At 74.7% G+C, this 4547-nt stretch carries 4 protein-coding genes and 1 pseudogene; all 5 read right to left on the reverse strand.

Annotated elements, in window-relative coordinates; translation table 11 throughout:
- Positions 1 to 56: 56 nt before the first annotated feature.
- Complete coding sequence (locus BU204_RS37535; RefSeq protein ID WP_075130537.1) at positions 57 to 1124, reverse strand: beta-ketoacyl synthase N-terminal-like domain-containing protein; 1068 nt, start codon at positions 1122 to 1124, stop codon at positions 57 to 59.
- Positions 1121 to 2305, reverse strand: coding sequence for a beta-ketoacyl-[acyl-carrier-protein] synthase family protein (locus BU204_RS37540; protein WP_083661992.1), 1185 nt, complete (start codon positions 2303 to 2305; stop codon positions 1121 to 1123). The genes BU204_RS37535 and BU204_RS37540 overlap by 4 nt, the downstream gene beginning before the upstream one ends.
- Positions 2306 to 2310: 5 nt before the next feature.
- Complete coding sequence (locus tag BU204_RS37545; protein ID WP_075130539.1) at positions 2311 to 2562, reverse strand: acyl carrier protein; 252 nt, start codon at positions 2560 to 2562, stop codon at positions 2311 to 2313.
- The gene (locus BU204_RS37550) at positions 2559 to 3032 is read right to left on the reverse strand and encodes a hypothetical protein (RefSeq protein WP_075130540.1); all 474 of its coding nucleotides are present in this window, start codon (positions 3030 to 3032) and stop codon (positions 2559 to 2561) included. Before BU204_RS37550 ends, BU204_RS37545 begins: the two co-directional genes overlap by 4 nt.
- A 14-nt stretch (positions 3033 to 3046) precedes the next feature.
- A pseudogene (locus BU204_RS40495) lies at positions 3047 to 4547 on the reverse strand (hypothetical protein); the annotation flags it as partial.

Consider the following 4547-nt stretch of genomic DNA (forward strand, 5'->3'; position numbering starts at 1 on the left):
CGCATCAACAAACGGATCATCCAGAACGGCCTGGACCTCGTCCCACGACTTGCCGCTCATCGGGCAACACCCCTGTCCCGCATCGACGATCCATCGAGCAGCCGGAGCACCACGCACCCGGCCATGCCGTCGCGGTCGACGGCGGTGGCGACGACCACCCGTCCGCGCGCCGCGTCCTCGCCCTCGGCGAGCGCGAGCAGCGCGACGACGCCCAGCGGGCCGCCCGCCGCCCCGGTGTCCCCGACGAGCCGCGCCGGCGCGACCACCCGGTCGATCCGCGTCCCCAACACCTCAGCCACCGCCTCGCTCTCCATGGTGTCCACGCCGGACACCGCAAGTCCCCACACCTCGTCCGGTGCCACCCCGGCCAGGGAGTGCCGCAGGCACTCGACCAGGGCCTCACCCGGCGCATCGTCGGACGCCAGCCGGGTGTCCAACGCTACGACCTCCGCGAGCCCCGATCGGTTCCCACTCACCCCGGCGCGGACGAACATGATCGCCGCGGCCTCACCGAGCCGCAGGTCGTTGCCGGTGCCGCGCTCCAGGAGCTCCCGCGCACCGCTGTACTCCTCGGCCGCGCCGACGAACACCCCCGCGGCCCGGCCGGTGCGCAGCAGGCGCCCGGCGTACCGCAGCCCGGCGACGCCGGAGAGCCGGCCGGCCGCGAGCGTGGTGTTCGGTCCGGTGAGCCCGTGCCAGCTCGCGCTGCGTGCGGCGGCACTGTTCATCAGGGCGAACGGCATCTGTGCTGGGTTGACGAAGTAGGGCTTGCGGCGGGTGAGCGAGTCGGCGGTGAACGAGAACTGGGTGAGCGCACTGCCGCTGGTGGTACCGAGCACCACGCCGGTGCGACCGTCGGAAGGCGGTTCGTCCGCACGCGCCAGGCCCAGCGTGTGCACGGCGAGCGCGGTTGTGCGGTCCATCGCACCGGTGCCCTTGCGCCCGAGCCGTTCCACCGGGTCGAAGTCGGGCACCAGGTGGGCGGTGCCGCCCGCCAGCAGCCAGCTGTCGGGCGGGGCGGGGACGGCCGGCGCCGGCACCCCGGCCCGGACCCCCGCGGCGAAAGCGTCGCGCCCGTGGCCGAACGGCGAGGTGGCCGACCAACCGGTGATCACCGCCGTCATGACGGCCTGCCGAACAGCACCACGGAGTTGTTCCCGCCGAAGGCCAGCGCGTTGTTCTGCACCACCCGCAGCTCGGCCTCGACGGCCTGGTTGGGCACGCAGTCGATGCCGCACTCGGGGTCGGTCCGGACGTGGTTGATCGTGGGCGGGACGAAACCGTCGGCGATGGCCAGCGCACTGGCCGCCGCGGACAGGGCGCTCGCCGCGCCCATGGTGTGCCCGAGCATCGACTTCACCGAGACCGTGCGGGGCGGCACCGCGCCGAAGACGTCGCGGATGGCACCGGACTCGGTCGCGTCGTTGGCCTTCGTGCCGGTGCCGTGCGCCGAGATCAGGTCGACCTGGGCGGGCTCGACACCCGCGTCCTCCAGCGCCAGCCGCATGCAGGCGGCGACCGAGTCGCGGTCCGGCGCCACCGGGTGGCCGGCGTCGCAGTTCAACCCGTACCCGAGCACCTCGGCGTAGACGCGGGCGCCACGGGCGAGCGCGGCGTCCAGCGGTTCGAGCACCAGCACCGCCGCCCCCTCGCCGGTCAGGATGCCCTGCCGGTCGGCGTCGAAGGGGCGGCAGCGCTCGGGGTCGACCGCGCCGAGCCGGTAGAAGCCGGTGAACGTCATGCGGCACATGGCGTCGGCACCGCCGCACAGGGCCAGGTCGGCGTCGCCGGTGGCCACCGCGTCGAACCCGTCGCCGATGGCGTAGTTCCCCGCGGCGCAGGCCGTCGCCACCGTGGACACCTCGACCGCGGACAGTCCGAGCTCACGCGCGACGCCGACCGAGAGCGACGCCGCCGGCACCAGCGCGGCCTCGCCGGCGGGGACCTCCTCGCCGCGCAGCACCGCGGCGGCGATCCGCTCGCCGCGGTCCCCGCCGCCGTCGGTGGTGCCGATCGAGACCACGGCCCGCCGCTCCGTCGGGTCGATCCCGGCGTCGTCCACCGCCATCCGCGCGGCGGCGGCGGCGAACTGGCCGGCCCTGGGCAACGCCTCCGGTCGGGACAACCACCGGCTCGGCTCGAACCCGACGACCTCGCAGCCGACCGAGTGCGCGAAGCCCTCGGTGTCGAACACGGTGATCTGGCGCGCGCCGCTGCGCCCGGCGCGCAGCGAGGCGGCGAACTCCGCCGCGCCGAACCCGATGCTCGAGACGACGCCGAGCCCGGTCACCGCGACCCGCCGCACGCCGGTCACCCGTCGAGTGCGGTGCTCAGCACGTCGTAGACACCCTCGAGGGTGACCAGTCGCTCGAACTCCGCCGAGTCGACCTCGACGTCGAACTCGATCTCCAGGTTGGCCAGCAGCTCGATCAGCTTCATCGAGTCGGCACCGAGGTCCTCCACGAAGTGGTCGGTCGGCCCGACCTGGTCCCCGTCGACCTCCAGCACCCGGCAGACCACGGCCTTGATCTCCTCCGCCCGCTCGGCGACCTGCGCGTTCACTGGTTACGCAGCCAGGTCGACTGGTTGGAGAAGTCCTCCTCGTCGTCGAGCACCTCGCGCTCCCGCGACGAGCGCCGGGTCGGCGGCGGTGGCGGCGGTGGCGGGACGGCCGCGGCGGGGAGAGTCTCGACCGGTCCCGTGGCCGGCTCCACCCGCGGCGGGACCGGCGAGGGGCGGAAGGAGAACCGGGCGTCGGCCTGCTCGTCGTCGGTGCCGATGCCCATGATGTAGTCGCGGTCCCGTTCGGTCTTCTCGGTCGCCCAGCCGCCGGCCTGCGCGCGGCGCCGGCCCAGCTCACCCATGTGCTTGGCAACCTGTGCGGCGACCGGTCCCTGGCGGCGCAGGCTCTCCAGCGCGCGTTCTCTGACCGCGCGGGCGTTGCGGGCACGCAGCGCGCGGCGCTCGGCCATCTCGCGGCGGACCTGCTCCATCCGCGCCCGTGCCTTGGCGGCCCGTTCGTGAGCGCTCATGTCGTTCCCTTTCCCTACCGGCCGCCCTCGCCGAAGACGTCGCGGACGCGGGCGTCGGCGACGTCGTCGAACAGGTCCCCGGTGGTGCGCCACTGGGTCCCGGTGGGCCGTTCCTGTGTGCCGCCGGGGCCGGTGGCGGCGGGGGTGCCGGCCATCGGGACGCCGGTGGCGTTCTGCTCGTGCTGCCTGGTGCTGGTGTCCTCGCCGTCGGCGGCGCTGGCGAGGCCCGCCTCGCCAGGGGCGTCGGCCGGGGTGCCGGCGTACTGGCCGGTGTCGGGGAGACCGAAGGTACCCGCTCGGTGGGCGTTGTCGTCGGGGTCGCCGAAGAAGGAGCCGGCGCCCGAGCCCGGGGTGCTGGCCTGTGCGTTGGTGACCCCGTAGCGGTCGGGGTCACTCGGGTCGGAGGGAACGGGCTGGCCCAGGTTCGCCGGATCGCCCGCCGCCTGCCACCCGGCGGGGCCGAACGCAGCCGGCTGCTCCACCGGCCCGACGGGAACGAACCGCCCGGCCGGCTCGGAGGCGCCGGGGACCTGCCACGCCGTCCGCTCCCCCGGTGCCGCCTGCCCGGCCGTCGCGAAACGGTCGGCCGGGTCGGCGGGGTCGGTCGGGCCGAAACGCATCGGTTCGCCGGGGCCGGCGGCGTAGAGGCCACGACCCTCGGTCGGTTCGCCCGAGCGGATGCCGGCGGGGAGGATCGTCGGCTCGTCCTCCGTCGCGGGGAGGGTCCGCGCGGTCGGACCGGGCGTGGTGCCCTCGTCGCCGGAGTAGTCGAGGTTGTAGGTGACCGGTTCGCCGGTGCCGTCGTCGACGGTTACCACCACCGTGTCGGTCGAGCCATCGGGGCGCTCCGCGGTGATCGTCAGGTCACCGTCGCGGATGACGCACTTGCCGTCGGGGCCGGGGGTGATCGGCTGGCTGCCGTTCTCCTGGTTTCCGCCGGTCACGGGGCGGCCGGTAAGGGGATCGACGGCCGCCGCCCCCGCTGTCGCCTCCTCGCTGCCGGCCTCGCCGAAGTCCAGCGTGTAGGTCTTCGGCTCGCCGGAGCCGTCGTCGACGCTGACCGTCACCTTGCCCTGACCGTCCGGGCTGCTCACCGAGATCGAGCGGGTGCCGTCGTCGATCGTGACGGTCTCCTGCTCGCCGGAGGCGGGCGTGGTGCCGGCGGGCGTGGTGGTCGGGGGCGTGCTCGAGCCGGCGCCGGTGGGGTCGGCGCCGGTGGGGGTGGCGCCCGCCGGGTCGGTGGTGGCGGGGGTGTCGCCGGCGCCGGGCATCTCCGGCACCGAGGACGACGGCGGGGTCGCGGAAGGCATGGACGGCGACCCTCCGCCGCCACCACCACTCCCGGTGCCGCCACCCGGGGTCGCCGGGGGACCGCCGTACTGCGTGGAGGAGGACTGGGTGGGGCCGGGCTGGGACGCCGTCTGCTGGGGCTGGAGGGGCTGGCCGAACGCGTTCTCGTACTCGGCGAGATACCCGTTCAACTCCTCGTAAAAAGAGTCCACAGCCTCCAACGCA

It is taken from the genome of Actinophytocola xanthii (genome assembly GCF_001921205.1).
GTDB classification, from domain to species: Bacteria; Actinomycetota; Actinomycetes; order Mycobacteriales; family Pseudonocardiaceae; genus Actinophytocola; species Actinophytocola xanthii.